A 14,643-nucleotide genomic window follows, 5' to 3' on the forward strand; every position below is an offset into this window, starting at 1 on the left:
AGTACTCGTCTTACCCCACCGATCAATCAAACAAAGGAGCCACTGCGTTGGGCGGGGATGCCGACTTGTAGCATGTGGCGTGTTGCCCAAATTTTTCGTGTTAGACCCCCGCCAATTTTTTAGGGGACAAATGCGTCGGAACAAAACGGGTGCGAGTGATGTAAAGGCGGCTGGCTGTCTGGTGGAGGGGACAATGCGTCGGCAGGCTTTGTTTGTTTCACTGTCGGCGTAGTCGGGTACTCGTAGTTATAAGCCTGCCCAAATTTTTTACGTGTAAGACCCCGTGACATTCAACTCCATACTCTTGAGTCATGACTGATATCTTGTAGTCTTCTCAACAAGACTCAAAAAACCGAGTTTCTATAAGTAAATCTTCTCAAGAAACTCGGTTTTCACTTCATGCAAAATTTGAGATGACCAATGACCAATGACTAATGAGCAAATCTAAAACCAAGCTTAATTACCCCGCCTAGTAACTACAGGATGGGTTATTTTATCCTAAAGTGTGTATGTGTCACAATTATTAACAGTTCCGACAAATTAGTCAAGAATTCTAAAAGTAGGCGTCAGTGATGGAAGTAATCTATCAGTATGCCTGGCTGATTCCGGTATTACCTCTTCTTGGGGCAATGCTGGTCGGTCTAGGGTTAATCTCGTTGAATCAGGTGACGAACAGCCTGCGACAGCTTAACGCGGCATTTATTATCTCCTTAATGGGAGTCGCGATGGGGCTGTCGTTTGCTTTGCTGTGGAGTCAAATTCAAGGACACGCTCCTTACACTCGCACCTTGGAATGGGCCGCAGCAGGCAATTTTCACCTGAGCATGGGCTACACTATTGACCACCTGACAGCCCTAATGCTAGTGATCGTAACAACTGTAGCTTTCTTGGTCATGGTTTATACGGATGGCTACATGGCTCATGATCCAGGTTATGTCCGGTTTTACGCCTATCTCAGCTTGTTCGGCTCCTCTATGTTGGGTCTGGTGGTTAGCCCCAATTTAGTACAGGTTTATATATTCTGGGAGCTGGTCGGGATGTGTTCGTACTTGCTCGTCGGCTTCTGGTACGATCGCAAGGCGGCAGCAGATGCTTGTCAAAAAGCATTTGTGACAAACCGTGTGGGCGACTTTGGATTGCTGTTGGGTATGTTAGGGCTTTTCTGGGCAACAGGAAGCTTTGATTTTGATGTGATGGGCGATCGCCTAGGGGAACTTGTCCAAACAGGTTCCTTGAGCAATTTGCTCGCCATCCTGTTTGCAATTCTCGTCTTCCTGGGTCCAGTAGCCAAATCCGCTCAATTCCCCCTGCACGTCTGGTTACCAGATGCGATGGAAGGTCCTACCCCCATTTCCGCTCTTATCCACGCAGCAACAATGGTGGCGGCGGGAGTTTTCCTAATTGCTCGGATGTACCCAGTTTTTGAACACGTTCCAGCAGCAATGAACGTGATTGCTTTCACTGGGGCATTAACAGCATTTTTGGGCGCGACAATTGCCATTACTCAAAACGACATCAAAAAGGGCTTAGCTTACTCCACCATTTCCCAACTCGGTTACATGGTGATGGCAATGGGAGTAGGTGCATACAGCGCCGGACTTTTCCACTTAATGACCCACGCCTACTTTAAGGCGATGCTCTTCCTGGGTTCTGGTTCGGTCATTCACGGAATGGAAGGAGTTGTCGGTCACGATCCCAACTTGGCGCAGGATATGCGCTTGATGGGTGGACTGCGGAAGTATATGCCAGTTACGGCAATCACCTTCTTCATTGGTTGTGTCGCAATTTCTGGTATCCCGCCTTTTGCTGGTTTCTGGTCAAAAGATGAAATTCTCGGAAAGGCATTTGCAGCAAACCCAGTTCTGTGGGCAGTTGGTTGGTTAACTGCTGGAATTACCGCTTTCTACATGTTCCGGATGTATTTCGTAACCTTTGAAGGCAAATTCCGGGGCAATCAAAGTCGAATGTGGCAAAAACTCAAGTCACCAGCAGGTATGGGTATTGTAGCAGGTTTTGATGCTGCTCCTGCTTTTGGTCCTGGTGCAATGACCAAGGGAGAACTAGAAGCAACTGAGGAACATCACCATGATGACCACAGTCACGGTCACGGTCACAGTGAATATCCTCACGAATCACCTTGGACAATGACTTTGCCATTAGCGATTTTGGCAATTCCTTCGATATTGATTGGTTTGGTTGGGACTCCTTTTGCCAACTACTTTGAGGAGTTTATTTTCTCACCCAACGAAACATTAGCCGAAGTCGTAGAAAAAGCTGCTGAATTTAACCCGACAGAATTCTACATTCTGGCAGGCGCTTCAGTTGCAATTTCCTTAACTGGCATTACCCTGGCTTCCCTAATGTATGTTTGGGGCAAGATTAACCCAGTGGCGATCGCAGCAAAAATCCAGCCGCTTTACGAGCTATCCCTCAACAAGTGGTACTTTGATGACATTTACCATCGTGTTTTTGTCATCGGCTTGCGGCGATTAGCAAGACAAGTGATGGAAGTTGACTTCCGCGTTGTTGATGGTGCTGTAAACCTTACAGGCTTTTTCACTCTCATTAGTGGCGAAGGTCTGAAATACCTGGAAAACGGTCGTGCTCAGTTCTATGCCTTAATTATCTTTGGGGCTGTGTTGGGCTTAGTCATTGTTTTTGGTGTGACCTAATTTAGTGATTGTTTTCGGTGTGACCTAATGTAGAGACGTAGCATGCTACGTCTCTACACAACACAAATGCTTGGCGGTTACTAGTTAACCAGAAAAGTATGTGGTCATTAAATTAAGGATGAAGGATGCATTTAGCTCTCTTCATCTTTCTTTACTTTTATTAAATAAACCTAAGAATAGAGCCAGAGCAATGCAAAAACTGCTAGTAAATAGCTAGTAGTTGATAGCCGAACATTATTATTGCTGCCGAACAACTTGCGATGAATACAGCAAATTTTCCTTGGCTGACGACGATTATTCTGTTTCCGATAGCGGCGTCACTGCTAACTCCCTTAATTCCAGATAAAGATGGCAAAACAGTGCGCTGGTATGCTTTGAGCATAGGGCTGTTAGATTTTGCACTGATTGTGACTGCTTTTTATACTGGGTATGATTTCTCCAATCCGGATTTGCAACTGTTTGAGAGTTACAGCTGGCTTCCACAGATTGGTTTGAATTGGTCGGTAGGGGCAGATGGCTTATCTATGCCCCTGATTATTTTGACAGGATTTATTACCACGCTAGCGATGCTAGCAGCTTGGCCCGTGACACTCAAGCCCAGGCTGTTTTACTTCTTGATGCTAGCGATGTATGGCGGTCAAATTGCCGTTTTCGCCGTCCAGGATATGCTGTTGTTTTTCCTGGTATGGGAACTGGAACTGGTACCTGTATACATTCTGCTTTCGATTTGGGGAGGCAAAAAGCGGCAATACGCAGCGACCAAGTTTATCTTGTACACTGCTGGTGGTTCGCTGTTTATTTTGCTTGCTGGCTTAACGATGGCGTTTTCTGGCAATACCGTCACTTTTGATATGCAGGCGATCGCAGCTAAAGATCTCAGCCTCAATCTCCAACTTTGGCTGTATGCTGCCTTCTTGATTGCCTACGCTGTCAAACTCCCCATCTTCCCCTTGCATACTTGGCTACCAGATGCCCACGGTGAAGCCACAGCCCCTGTACACATGTTACTGGCAGGTGTTCTGCTGAAAATGGGCGGTTACGCTCTTATTCGCATGAATGCTCAAATGCTTCCCGATGCCCACGCTTATTTTGCCCCAGTGTTGGTGATTTTGGGGATTGTCAATATCATCTACGCCGCCCTCACATCATTTGCCCAGCGCAACCTGAAACGAAAAATTGCCTACTCCTCAATTTCTCACATGGGTTTTGTGGCGATTGGTATTGCTTCCTTCACCGATTTGGGATTAAATGGGGCAATGTTGCAAATGGTTTCCCACGGTTTGATTGGGGCAAGTTTGTTCTTCTTAGTAGGGGCAACTTATGACCGTACTCACACCCTCATGTTAGATGAAATGGGTGGTGTTGGTAAGAAAATGGGCAAGATGTTTGCCATGTGGACAACTTGTTCTTTGGCGTCTTTAGCCTTGCCAGGAATGAGCGGTTTCGTTGCTGAGTTGATGGTGTTTGTTGGATTTGCTACCAGCGATGCCTATAACCCCACCTTCAAAGTTATTGTGGTGTTTTTGATGGCAATTGGGGTGATTCTAACTCCGATTTATTTGCTATCAATGCTGCGGGAGATTTTCTACGGTGAAGAAAACAAAGAATTAGTTTCTCACCAGAAACTCATAGATGCTGAACCCCGCGAAATCTTCATCATCGCCTGCTTGTTAATACCAATCATTGGTATTGGTTTGTATCCTAAAATACTGACTCAGGTGTATGATGCGACAACTGTAAGTTTAACAGCACGGCTGCGTAATTCTCTGCCTGCTTTGGCGGATCAAAAAGCGCCTGTGGTGTCGTTTAATGCGCCAGAGATTGGGAATTAGGTTGTTGATTTTCAAATCAATATTGCTTGATGAGCGGGTTTTGTACCTGCTCTTTTTTTGTTAGGTTTTTCCAATCTGTAAAAGGAACTCAATGTTAAGCTGTTCAAGCGCTGCGTCACAACCCTAACCAGGATCGTAAGGATTGCTCTAACTGCTCGACATCGGAATTCGCCAACTTACCAATCGTTGTCAAAACTAAGCTCTCATGTACTGTGTACAAACCCCGCTTGACTGCTGTAGCCACGTTAAGCCCTGCTGCAGCACAGTCAGAAAGTACAAACTCACCCTCAAGTAACGATCCTGTTTTACTTGTCAGTGGCGTGATGATAATGTCTTGAGAAATATGGGGTGCATTAACCACAACAGCAGGTCTTACCTTTGAACTAGACAAATCCGAGAAGGGATACCGAACCAAAATGATATCATTTTTGGAGTAGCTGGGCATAAACATCATCCTCGGCGTTATCCCAAATTCCATCAAGTGATGTTTGGCTGGCTTGAAGCCAAAACTCAGCTTCATCATCAGGAAGAAGTGTTACCAGCACTCTTGTTCCTTCAGGTAGTTCCGCTGATTCCAGCAGTTCAATTTTTCCTTGCCGAACGGTAGCCCAAAGTGTTTTTAACATATTCATCTTATAACTGGTCATGCTTTGATTTTAGGCGTTGATGCTGGATGTGCGATCTGCGCGGAGCGCAAGCGAAGCTATCGCCCTTTGACGAATTTCTGTTGGTGCAGTCATAGAACACCTGGATTAACTTATGCCTACCTTGATTGTACTCAATGGTATGAGTTGAGTTTTTGCCCCTGTCCTTTTTTGTATGCAGCGATAAGCGTTTGCGTAGCGCGCCCTTCGGCGCTAGCTTGCTGCCAAAGGCAGATCGCACTCATTGTTTTGCTAGTTTGTTCCAATCCGTTGCAAAAAGCTTATATTCAACTCTAGTTTTTCTCCTAGCCACAGAGCATGTTCTGTGTGATCTTTCACATCATCGCCCGTCTCAGGGTGGATTAAAATATCCAACCCTTCATGATTGAGCATTAACCAGGGAACAACTTTCTCAAACTGATTCGGTAAGAACGCAACTTGATACATCGCTTTTGGATGCGGACCAATCGGTTTCTCATGCCAGCGCCCAAGCCGCACGTCAAATCTTGCACCTAATCCTTCGCGTACACGTTCAGCTACATCACGGGTTGCAACATCAAAGTAGACATGAGCGTGAAAACCAGTGATTTCGATAGTATCTTGTGTCATTGCCCGCGCTCCCATTTTCGCTTGTAACTTTATTTTGACGGATTAAGCTGCTTGGAAATGCTTTAAGAGTGGGTTTTGTACCTGCCTTTTTTCATAGCGTGGTTGTCTCATTCTCTTATTGTCTAACAGCACAACCAATATTCAGTTATCTAAGTAGGTCAACATTAAAAAAAACATAAAACACGATTGTTGCGATTGCTTCGCTCCACTGCGTTTTGCTCGCAATGACATTTTACATTTAATTAGGTTGACCTACTTATCCATCAACAACATCCGCTCCTCAATCGCTTCCCAGGTTTTGGACGGCATCTCCACCGCTGCTTGTTTACACTGGATAATTAGCGAATTAGCATAAAGATAATTTTCCAGTCTACTGATTTCGTCCCGAGATAAATCAACTTTTTCCCGTGTAAGATTGAAGGCATTGAGCAAAGATTCTTGGAGAGATTCAGCAAATTTTTGACTTTCTTTCTGTTGCTGTTTCTCATCATAAATGTGAGCATAAATGTGAGATTTTTGTGCTTCGAGTTGCTTAATTAGCTCAGTAGAGTTAAAACTATTGAAGATTTTTAATTTTTCGAGATCACGAGTAAGATCTATGGCGTCAGCGTAGCCGTTGGCAATGGCGTCGGCGACGTCGTAGGGGTCGGGCATGCCGGCGTCGTAGCTGGCGCCGAAGGCGTAGACGTTGAAGCCGGCGAGGATGATGGCGTCGGCGTAGGCTTTGAAATCGGTGTTGCCGATGGCGTCGGCGTAGGTGTTCGCGTAGGTGTTGGTGTAGTCGTAGTCGTAGGTGTAGTCGTAGTCGTAGCCGTAGATGTTGGCGTGAGTGTTCGTGTAGGCGATGGTAAGCGCCAACGCACGTCTACCCACTGGTTTTACATCTCCAGCCGCGCCAGCTGTGACTTCATCTGCCCAGCGTAATAGTTCTTGTAATTTAGGTGTGTTAATGTACTTTTGCGCTTCCTTTTGCATTAACAACAACAAATCACCTGCACTTTCACCCATCAAATCTGCTACGAGCAAAAACACCTCTCGCCAGCGTTCATGTGTGAGGTGTTCTGCAACCAAGTTCTCAACTTGCTGATGGTCAATAATGTATTGGGCAGTTAAATATTCCTGAAATGTCAGATGGGAGAAAGAGTAAATGCCCTGCGCCCGTTCAATGAATAATCCATGCTGTGCCTCTATCGCTTTTAGCACCTGTTTACTGTCCTCAGTTGAAATATCCTTCAGATACTCAGCGATGTATGTTTGAAGTTGATTTTCTTCAAACAACACATATTGCTCTTGCTCAAACTTACGATGAGCCACGTAACTCAGAAGTTTTTGCTTTTCTTCAGATGACAACTTTCGGTAACGTTCACTGCCAAATTCTCGGTTGATTCCCCTTTTTTCATCCCACTGCTGCAATAACAAATTGAGTCCTGTTGTATATAATTGAGAACGCTTAGAGGGTAAATCTTTCAACTCACTAAAAACCCAGCAAGTCAAACTCAGCAGAATGGGGGTGACGGCTAGGTCAGCTATTTGCTTGTTTTGGCGTAGCTTTGCCATGAAATCTTCTTTTAGCTTTTCCCCCTCCTCAGATGTCTGAACTGATGTAGCAAACCAGTTTTGAGCAAAGCTTTCCACTTGCTCTTTATTAAAATCAGCAACCTCAACGAACTCGAATGCTGGTAAAGTGTACTCTGTTGTTTGCGTCCGGCAAGTCAGGATAAAGCGATTTTTGTAATACTGCTGGGAAAACTCAGAAATATGGTTTTGGACATCTCGCCGCGACTGACTAGGCACTTCATCCAAACCATCCAGTAAAACTAAGACTTTACCCTGCTTCAAGATTTGTTTGGTTTGCTCCTCATCAGATAAATCAAATTCTTCATGAATGTATTTCAGTAGGTCGAACTGACTGGCGGTTTTGATGGATCTCAATTCAATCAAAATCGGGATGAGATCAGGCTGAAACTCCCCCTTGCAACAGTCAACAGCCAAGTGTCGTAAAAATGTGCTTTTGCCTGAGCCTGGTTTGCCTAACACCATCAATCTGGAATATTTGTTTGCAACTTCAAATCCGGGCGATCGCTTTCCACGCTGTCCCAATCCAAAGCGGTCAAAGTCATCTCGTAAGTTTGAGCCTTCCAGTAGTTTAGGAATGGTGGCAAAAGACATACTAGAAAGCTTCTCCAGCACGTAGACATCCACGTAAAGCTTGTCTACATCAATCTGCTGGAGATTCAACAAGCGAATTTTGCTGTGGAGGTATTGGATTTTTTCGCAGCAGTGCTGTCTCACCTGCTGGACCAATTTATTAATATCAGAAATTTTCTCAGAACTCTTTTCCTGGTTCTTTTTCTCAGGCTGGGATTCGTTTTTTGGGGCTGACTCTGCGATTTCTTGCCATTTCAGTCCTAGCGCTTCACAAATACCAATGAAGTATGGTTTATCAACTGTCTTACCAGTAAAAAACTTATGAACTGGCTGGAGAGTGATGCCTTTATTTTTACTGTTATTCGTTGTGCTTACTTCGAGTGCTAAGCTTTCCCGACTTCCCTTAAATTTATTGTTCAACGCGGAATTTGCTTTATCGATACCTGTTTGGGATGCGTTGAGCGATCGCCCCATCATACCTTAACCACAAGATTTGTCCTCATTTTAGCGTTTGCAGACAAAAGTCATATTGAACTCATTCCAAACTCATAGTGAATGAAAGGCTTGCTCAGACTGAACTTTAAATAAATTTACCAGAACATGGAGACTGTAAACCAAAACAAAAAAATTAACGATGAAAACGCCTAAAGTTTCAGCTTTCCAATTAGTCTTCTCCACTGTTCTGTCTTTAACTATCCTTTCTGGTGGTACATCCTTATGGCTGGCTTCTCAACCTAAATTATCTGAGTATCAGGTGCGAGTTCTAGAAAACAGCACTGCAACGTGGCAAACAGGTGTCGGTGCTATCTTTGGATTGCTAGGTAGCAAAGCTACTGACCTTTTAGAAGCAGAAGAAGAAGAAGAAGAACAGAAGAGTCAAGAGCAATAGTGCTAGTTATTGGGTTAGGAGAGAGGAGGGTTTGATCTAGTTTGTTTTTCTCGACTCACGAATCAAGCAAAACTAGCTTCTACCTCTTCCACTAACTCATTTTTATCTGTAGGAGTCTGTTGGCTCTAAGGTAGTGTTAGCCTGCTGGTAGATACCGTGCAGTATTAGGCAGCTCGGCAAACGCTATTTGCTGCTCGTCTAAGTGCATAAAATAGTGATAGTAGAGAAAAATTCAGCAATGAGCATCATTATTCCTGATGAAGTTTTAACTGCAACCCGAATGACTGAAGGAGAACTCAAGCAAGAAATTGCGGTTATGCTCTTTGAGAAGGAGAAACTCACTCTTGCTCAAGCCAGTCGATTTGCAGGTATGAACCGTATTACTTTTCAGCATTTACTCGCAAGCCGCAAAATTCCAATCCACTATGGTGTAGATGATTTTGAGCAAGACATCAAAAACTTGCGAGATATGGGCAGGCTGTGATTATAGTCAGCGATACATCGCCTATTAACAATCTTGCAGCAATCAATCAACTCACTCTGCTACAGCAACTTTATGGAACTGTCATTATCCCTGAAGCAGTTTACCGAGAACTGACTGAGCCTGATTTTCCCGTAGCAGGTGCAACTGAAGTACAAACTTTTGACTGGATTCAAACTCGTCAAGTCATCAACCGTACAGTTGTTGAGGCGCTTGGAAACGAACTGGACATAGGTGAGGCTGAAGCAATTGCCCTGGCACTGGAGATAGAAGCAGAACAAGTTCTTGTGGATGAGCGTCGTGGGCGCATGGTCGCTAATCGCCTCAAACTTAAATATATAGGAATTTTGGGCATCTTGGTTGAGGCTAAAAGCCAAGGACTGATTTTGGCGGTGAAACCTTTATTGAACGCTCTGATTAATCAAGCAGGTTTTTGGGTTGCCGAACCTTTGTATAACCGTGTTTTACGACTGGTTGATGAAAATAACGAAGTGTAATCACAATTGCCTATCAGCGCTGGCGATTTAGCAATCACGCATCCCACTAGCAACGTTAAAAGATAAGTACGAATCGCTTCTTTACTTGGGATTCTCAGTTCTAACGTAGTGTTAGCTTGCTGGTAGATACCGTAAGATAGAACCAAGATAGAACCAAATACTAAATCTTGTTGTGGAAAATTGAAATGGATGCTTTAGTCCAAGAACTTGACACAAAACTACGCCAATGGCAACCTGACATCGCCCAAAAAGTGCGGCAATGCCTTGCAGAGATTATTGAACTAGCAGATCAGGATGCTCTAGATATTCTTCGTTCCAGAATTGTTGAACAAGAAGTATTGGATTTGATTGATGAACCAGCCGAAACCAGGTGAAGTATGGCTGGTAGATTTAGGACTCGCAGCCAAGACGCGTCCTGTTGTCGTTGTATCTCGCTATGATCCCACTCCTCCACGGACTTTGGTTCTCTATGTACCAATAACCACGCAACATCGCGGTAGTGCATACGAAGTTGAACTGCCTAACCTGCCGTTTTTGCGACAAGGATCTGTTGCTAACGTTCAGGGTTTGGGTTCAATCTCCACTGTGAGACTGGAACGCAAATTAGGTGAATTGCCGGATGAAGCGATACTCAAAATCAAACAAGCTTTGATATTTGCTCTGGAATTGGAAGTTGAGGAACCGCAGGAAGATACTTCAGAAGTATGACGACAAAATTCAACGGCGGTAAAGAGCCTCTACATTATTAGCAAAAATGTCATGGATGGTATCCCAATTTTATTACTTACTGCGCGGTCGCCAGCTGATTTTCTTCAATCACCTCATACCCATTCGCCAGTTGTTCTATTGCCCTATCAATCAAATCAACACCTTGCTGGACATTTTCTATCACACTCAACTGTCCGCGTAAATCAGCAGCACCAGCAAAGCCTTTCGCATACCATGTCATATGCTTACGTGCTTGACGCACTCCTCTGTCACCTTTGTATTCGTACAAAGCTTGTAAATGTTCTCTAGCACATTCCAAACGTTGAATTGGTGTCGGTGGTGGTAATTTTTCCCCAGTTTTGAGGAAGTAATCAATTTCTCCTGCCAAAAACGGATAACCCAAAGTTCCACGAGAACACATTACTCCATCAGCACCCGTTTGTTCCAAACACTTCAGTGCCGCTTCAACCGAGAAAATATCTCCATTACCAATCACTGGGATGGAAAGAATTTCCTTCACACGAGCAATCCATTCCCAACGAGCATTGCCATTGTAACCTTGAGCGCGGGTACGTCCGTGTACCGTAATCATTTGCGCCCCTGCATCTTGCATCCGCTTGGCAAAGTCGAGAATTGTGATTTCCTTGTCACTCCAACCAATACGGGTTTTCACTGTTACTGGTACATTAACTGCCTTCACAACTTCTCTAACGATTGCCTCAGCTACTTCTGGCTGACGCAACAGCGAAGATCCACCACCATTCTTGGTAATTTTATTTACTGGACATCCCATATTGATATCAACGGTATCAGCTCCTTCCTCAACTGCTTTTACTGCTGCTTCGGCAAGAAAATCTGGGCGACAGTCAAACAACTGAATACTAATTGGTCGCTCGTTGCGGTCTACCTCCATGATTTTCGGCAACTGTTTGACGTAGTGCAATCCGGTTGCGTTCACCATCTCCGTGTACATCATCGACTCAGGTGCATAGCGACGCACCAGGCGACGAAAGACCATATCCGTAACTCCAGACAAAGGCGACTGCAGAACCCGACTTTTCACCTCGAAAGAACCAATTTTTAGAGGAGTCGAAAGTTTGGCTTTTAAAGCAGGAGATAGCATAAAAAATTCGCTCATTCAAAATTCAAAATGGTCAATCTGAAAAATGGTGTGGATGGTGGTTGAGCAACCCATGTTAGCGTATCACATACAGAAACTCTGGCTTTTTCCATTGTACGAACCTTTTTTCTTTTGCTTTCTTTGGTTTTTTACCCAACAAATGCGTTTTTTGCGTCTTTGTCATTCATTAAAGACGGCAAACACCACTTTGATGATACGGTTCACCCGAATTACTCCCAGTATTAATTCTCATACATTAGACGAAGTGAAAGCAATTCAGTCCATGAGCAAACAACAAGAAAATTTTACAGGTATAACCGTCCTAACTAAGGTTCGGAAAACCACCCTTCATGGACTGGCTATACAGCATCAGTATATATATCAGCATACCCTGGGGTTTTAACCCTAGGAGAACTAAACCAAAGGTATTCATGCTGAACTGGCTGCTTTCTAAATCCAGTTAGTTCAAAAATTAAGCCCTTTATACTCTCTTTAATTCATTTGTAGTTATACGGAGCCAGCACCTACAATGGCAAAAGTAGTTGGAATCGATTTGGGTACAACAAACTCCTGCGTGGCAGTTATGGAAGGTGGTAAACCCACGGTTATTGCCAACGCAGAAGGTTTTCGGACAACGCCTTCAGTAGTTGCGTTTGCAAAAAATGGCGATCGCCTGGTTGGTCAAATCGCTAAACGCCAAGCGGTGATGAACCCCGAAAACACCTTTTATTCTGTAAAACGTTTTATTGGACGTAAGTTTGACGAAATTACTCACGAAGCGACGGAAGTTTCTTACAAAGTTCAACGCGACAGCAACGGTAATGTAAAACTTGATTGTCCGCAAGTTGGTAAGCCTTTTGCTCCTGAAGAAATTTCGGCACAAGTTCTCCGCAAGCTTGTAGAAGATGCAAGCAAGTACATTGGTGAACCTGTAACCCAAGCTGTGATCACCGTTCCCGCGTACTTCAACGACTCCCAACGCCAAGCAACCAAAGACGCTGGTAAAATTGCTGGTGTTGAAGTTCTGCGGATTATCAACGAACCGACTGCGGCTTCTCTAGCATATGGTTTTGACAAAAAGAGCAACGAAACCATTCTCGTCTTTGACCTTGGTGGTGGTACATTCGACGTATCCATCCTGGAAGTTGGCGACGGTGTGTTTGAAGTGTTAGCAACTTCTGGTGATACTCACCTTGGTGGTGACGACTTCGACAAGAAAATCGTTGACTTCTTAGCTGAACAGTTCAGAAAAGACGAAGGTATCGACCTCCGCAGAGACAGACAAGCTTTACAACGTCTGACTGAAGCTGCAGAAAAAGCGAAAATTGAACTTTCTAGCGTTACCCAAGCGGAAATAAACCTACCATTTGTTACCGCTACTCAGGATGGTCCCAAGCATCTAGATACAACGCTGACTCGTGCTAAGTTTGAAGAACTCTGCTCCGACTTAATTGATCGTTGCCGAATTCCTGTTGAGAACGCGCTTCGCGATGCCAAATTAAGCAAGAACGATATTGATGAAGTTGTCTTAGTTGGTGGTTCCACCCGTATTCCCGCTGTACAACAAGTGGTGAAGAAGGTGTTGGATAGAGATCCTAACCAAAGCGTTAACCCCGATGAAGTTGTCGCAGTTGGTGCAGCAATTCAAGCGGGTGTGCTTGGTGGTGATGTTACTGGTATCTTGCTGTTAGACGTAACACCACTGTCCTTGGGTGTGGAAACCTTAGGCGGTGTCATGACTAAAATTATTCCTCGCAACACCACAATTCCTACTAAGAAGTCAGAAGTCTTCTCCACCGCTGTGGATGGTCAAACCAACGTGGAAATTCACGTCCTCCAAGGCGAACGTGAGATGTCAAACGACAACAAGAGTTTGGGTACCTTCCGTCTTGATGGAATTCCTCCAGCACCACGCGGCGTACCTCAAATTGAAGTTGTGTTCGATATTGACGCCAACGGTATCCTCAACGTTACCGCCAAAGACAAAGGTACTGGTAAAGAGCAGTCCATCAGTATTACTGGTGCGTCCACTCTCGATAAGACCGAAGTCGAACGGATGGTGAATGAAGCTGAGAAAAACGCCACAGCAGACAAAGACCGTCGTGAGAAAATCGACCGCAAAAACCAAGCTGATTCCTTAGCATACCAAGCTGAGAAGCAGTTGCAAGAATTGGGTGACAAAGTTCCCGCTGCTGATAAGAGCAAGGTGGAAGGTTTGATCAAAGACCTACGCGAGGCTGTTTCTAAGGAAGACGACGAGCAAATCAAGAAGGTCATGCCAGAATTACAACAAGCACTCTTTGCTGTAGGTAGTAATCTTTATCAACAAGCAGGTGGCACTGAAGCTTCTGCAAGTGCTGGTTCTAACACATCTGGTGGTGGCAGTTCTTCCTCCTCTAGTAGTGGTGGTGGTGATGATGTGATCGACGCTGATTTCACTGAAACTAAATAGTTATTCTTCTGGTGGGTAGTACCCACCTGACAATCAAAATTCTCATCCAGAACAATTCTTGGGTGGGAATTTTTTTGTAAAGAAAAGATGATTTAAGAAGTTTTTTGTTTATCCAGAAACTCCTGTTTTTGTTTTGCTTGTTATAATAACCTCTGTGTTTTTTTCGTAGATAGTAGATAGATGTACAGATAATACTGACTCTGTGCAATCAAAGCACTTATTGGGAAAACTGCTAGCGTCAAACATTGCAACAAAGCTAAAAAATCATATCGACCACTGACTAAGATCACACACAAAGGTAACTACTTGATTGCAAGTCGTTAAGAGTGTTTTCAGAATATTACCACTTAGTTAAAGAGAGTATGAATCAGCTTTGCCACAGAAGTGTCCGAAATACAATAGGAATTAAGACCGGGGACAGATTGGATGAAAAAATTTACTTATTGTATTATCGTATTGCATTGTTTGTTTTTAGGTATACCAGCTTCTAGTGCCGAGTCGAAGGCTATCAAGATGACTGAAGCTGAGAAGTTTGCTGACAAAGAGATGAGGAGTAGGGAAGCAGGGGGCAAGGGGTCCCCTCTGGGGTTG

The 14,643-nt window shown here is 44.2% G+C and carries 14 protein-coding genes; 9 read left to right on the plus strand and 5 right to left on the minus strand.

Annotation, left to right across the window (positions count from 1 at the left end):
- The 3 genes from DP117_RS35640 to ndhD1 form a co-directional block, all read left to right on the plus strand.
- The coding region (locus DP117_RS35640) for a hypothetical protein (protein WP_211176409.1) at window positions 1-232 on the plus strand (232 nt) is incomplete at its 5' end.
- A 340-nt stretch (window positions 233-572) separates the two neighbouring features.
- Window positions 573-2,672 carry an NAD(P)H-quinone oxidoreductase subunit 5 gene (locus tag DP117_RS29140; protein ID WP_169221705.1) on the plus strand — a complete coding sequence of 700 codons (2,100 nt, stop codon included), beginning with the start codon at window positions 573-575 and terminating at the stop codon, window positions 2,670-2,672.
- A 260-nt stretch (window positions 2,673-2,932) separates the two neighbouring features.
- The gene (gene ndhD1 / locus DP117_RS29145; RefSeq protein WP_169221693.1) at window positions 2,933-4,504 is read left to right on the plus strand and encodes a photosynthetic/respiratory NAD(P)H-quinone oxidoreductase subunit D1; all 1,572 of its coding nucleotides are present in this window, start codon (window positions 2,933-2,935) and stop codon (window positions 4,502-4,504) included.
- A 115-nt stretch (window positions 4,505-4,619) separates the two neighbouring features.
- Here the strand turns inward: ndhD1 and DP117_RS29150 are convergent, their stop codons facing one another.
- The 4 genes from DP117_RS29150 to DP117_RS29165 form a co-directional block, all read right to left on the minus strand.
- Window positions 4,620-4,949, minus strand: coding sequence for a type II toxin-antitoxin system PemK/MazF family toxin (locus DP117_RS29150; RefSeq protein ID WP_169221694.1), 330 nt, complete (start codon window positions 4,947-4,949; stop codon window positions 4,620-4,622).
- Window positions 4,927-5,130, minus strand: coding sequence for a hypothetical protein (locus DP117_RS29155; protein WP_169221695.1), 204 nt, complete (start codon window positions 5,128-5,130; stop codon window positions 4,927-4,929). Before DP117_RS29155 ends, DP117_RS29150 begins: the two co-directional genes overlap by 23 nt.
- A 270-nt stretch (window positions 5,131-5,400) precedes the next feature.
- The gene (locus DP117_RS29160) at window positions 5,401-5,757 is read right to left on the minus strand and encodes a DOPA 4,5-dioxygenase family protein (RefSeq protein WP_169221696.1); all 357 of its coding nucleotides are present in this window, start codon (window positions 5,755-5,757) and stop codon (window positions 5,401-5,403) included.
- Window positions 5,758-6,009: 252 nt separating this feature from the next.
- Window positions 6,010-8,382: an NACHT domain-containing protein gene (locus DP117_RS29165; RefSeq protein WP_169221697.1), complete on the minus strand. Its 2,373-nt coding sequence runs from the start codon at window positions 8,380-8,382 to the stop codon at window positions 6,010-6,012.
- A 157-nt stretch (window positions 8,383-8,539) separates the two neighbouring features.
- Here DP117_RS29165 and DP117_RS29170 point away from each other — a divergent pair, with 157 nt between their 5' ends.
- From DP117_RS29170 to DP117_RS29190, 5 genes are all read left to right on the plus strand, one after another.
- Window positions 8,540-8,794 carry a hypothetical protein gene (locus DP117_RS29170; protein ID WP_169221698.1) on the plus strand — a complete coding sequence of 85 codons (255 nt, stop codon included), beginning with the start codon at window positions 8,540-8,542 and terminating at the stop codon, window positions 8,792-8,794.
- A 238-nt stretch (window positions 8,795-9,032) separates the two neighbouring features.
- Window positions 9,033-9,278, plus strand: coding sequence for a UPF0175 family protein (locus DP117_RS29175; RefSeq protein WP_169221699.1), 246 nt, complete (start codon window positions 9,033-9,035; stop codon window positions 9,276-9,278).
- On the plus strand, window positions 9,275-9,772 hold the full coding sequence (locus DP117_RS29180) for a DUF3368 domain-containing protein (protein ID WP_169221700.1): 498 nt from the start codon (window positions 9,275-9,277) through the stop codon (window positions 9,770-9,772). Before DP117_RS29175 ends, DP117_RS29180 begins: the two co-directional genes overlap by 4 nt.
- Window positions 9,773-9,957: 185 nt before the next feature.
- The gene (locus tag DP117_RS29185; RefSeq protein ID WP_169221701.1) at window positions 9,958-10,146 is read left to right on the plus strand and encodes a hypothetical protein; all 189 of its coding nucleotides are present in this window, start codon (window positions 9,958-9,960) and stop codon (window positions 10,144-10,146) included.
- Window positions 10,124-10,480, plus strand: a complete 357-nt coding sequence (locus tag DP117_RS29190; protein WP_169221702.1) for a type II toxin-antitoxin system PemK/MazF family toxin — start codon at window positions 10,124-10,126, stop codon at window positions 10,478-10,480. Before DP117_RS29185 ends, DP117_RS29190 begins: the two co-directional genes overlap by 23 nt.
- Before the next feature lie 76 nt (window positions 10,481-10,556).
- On the opposite strand, the gene dusB is transcribed toward DP117_RS29190, so the two are convergent.
- Window positions 10,557-11,618 carry a tRNA dihydrouridine synthase DusB gene (gene dusB / locus DP117_RS29195; protein WP_169221703.1) on the minus strand — a complete coding sequence of 354 codons (1,062 nt, stop codon included), beginning with the start codon at window positions 11,616-11,618 and terminating at the stop codon, window positions 10,557-10,559.
- Between the two features lie 511 nt (window positions 11,619-12,129).
- On the opposite strand from dusB, the gene dnaK reads away from it, so the two are divergent.
- A complete protein-coding gene (gene dnaK, locus DP117_RS29200) occupies window positions 12,130-14,052 on the plus strand; it encodes a molecular chaperone DnaK (RefSeq protein WP_169221704.1) in 1,923 nt (640 codons plus the stop codon).
- Window positions 14,053-14,643: the final 591 nt, after the last annotated feature.

It is taken from the genome of Brasilonema sp. UFV-L1 (genome assembly GCF_012912105.1).
In the GTDB taxonomy this organism is placed as follows: domain Bacteria; phylum Cyanobacteriota; class Cyanobacteriia; order Cyanobacteriales; family Nostocaceae; genus Brasilonema.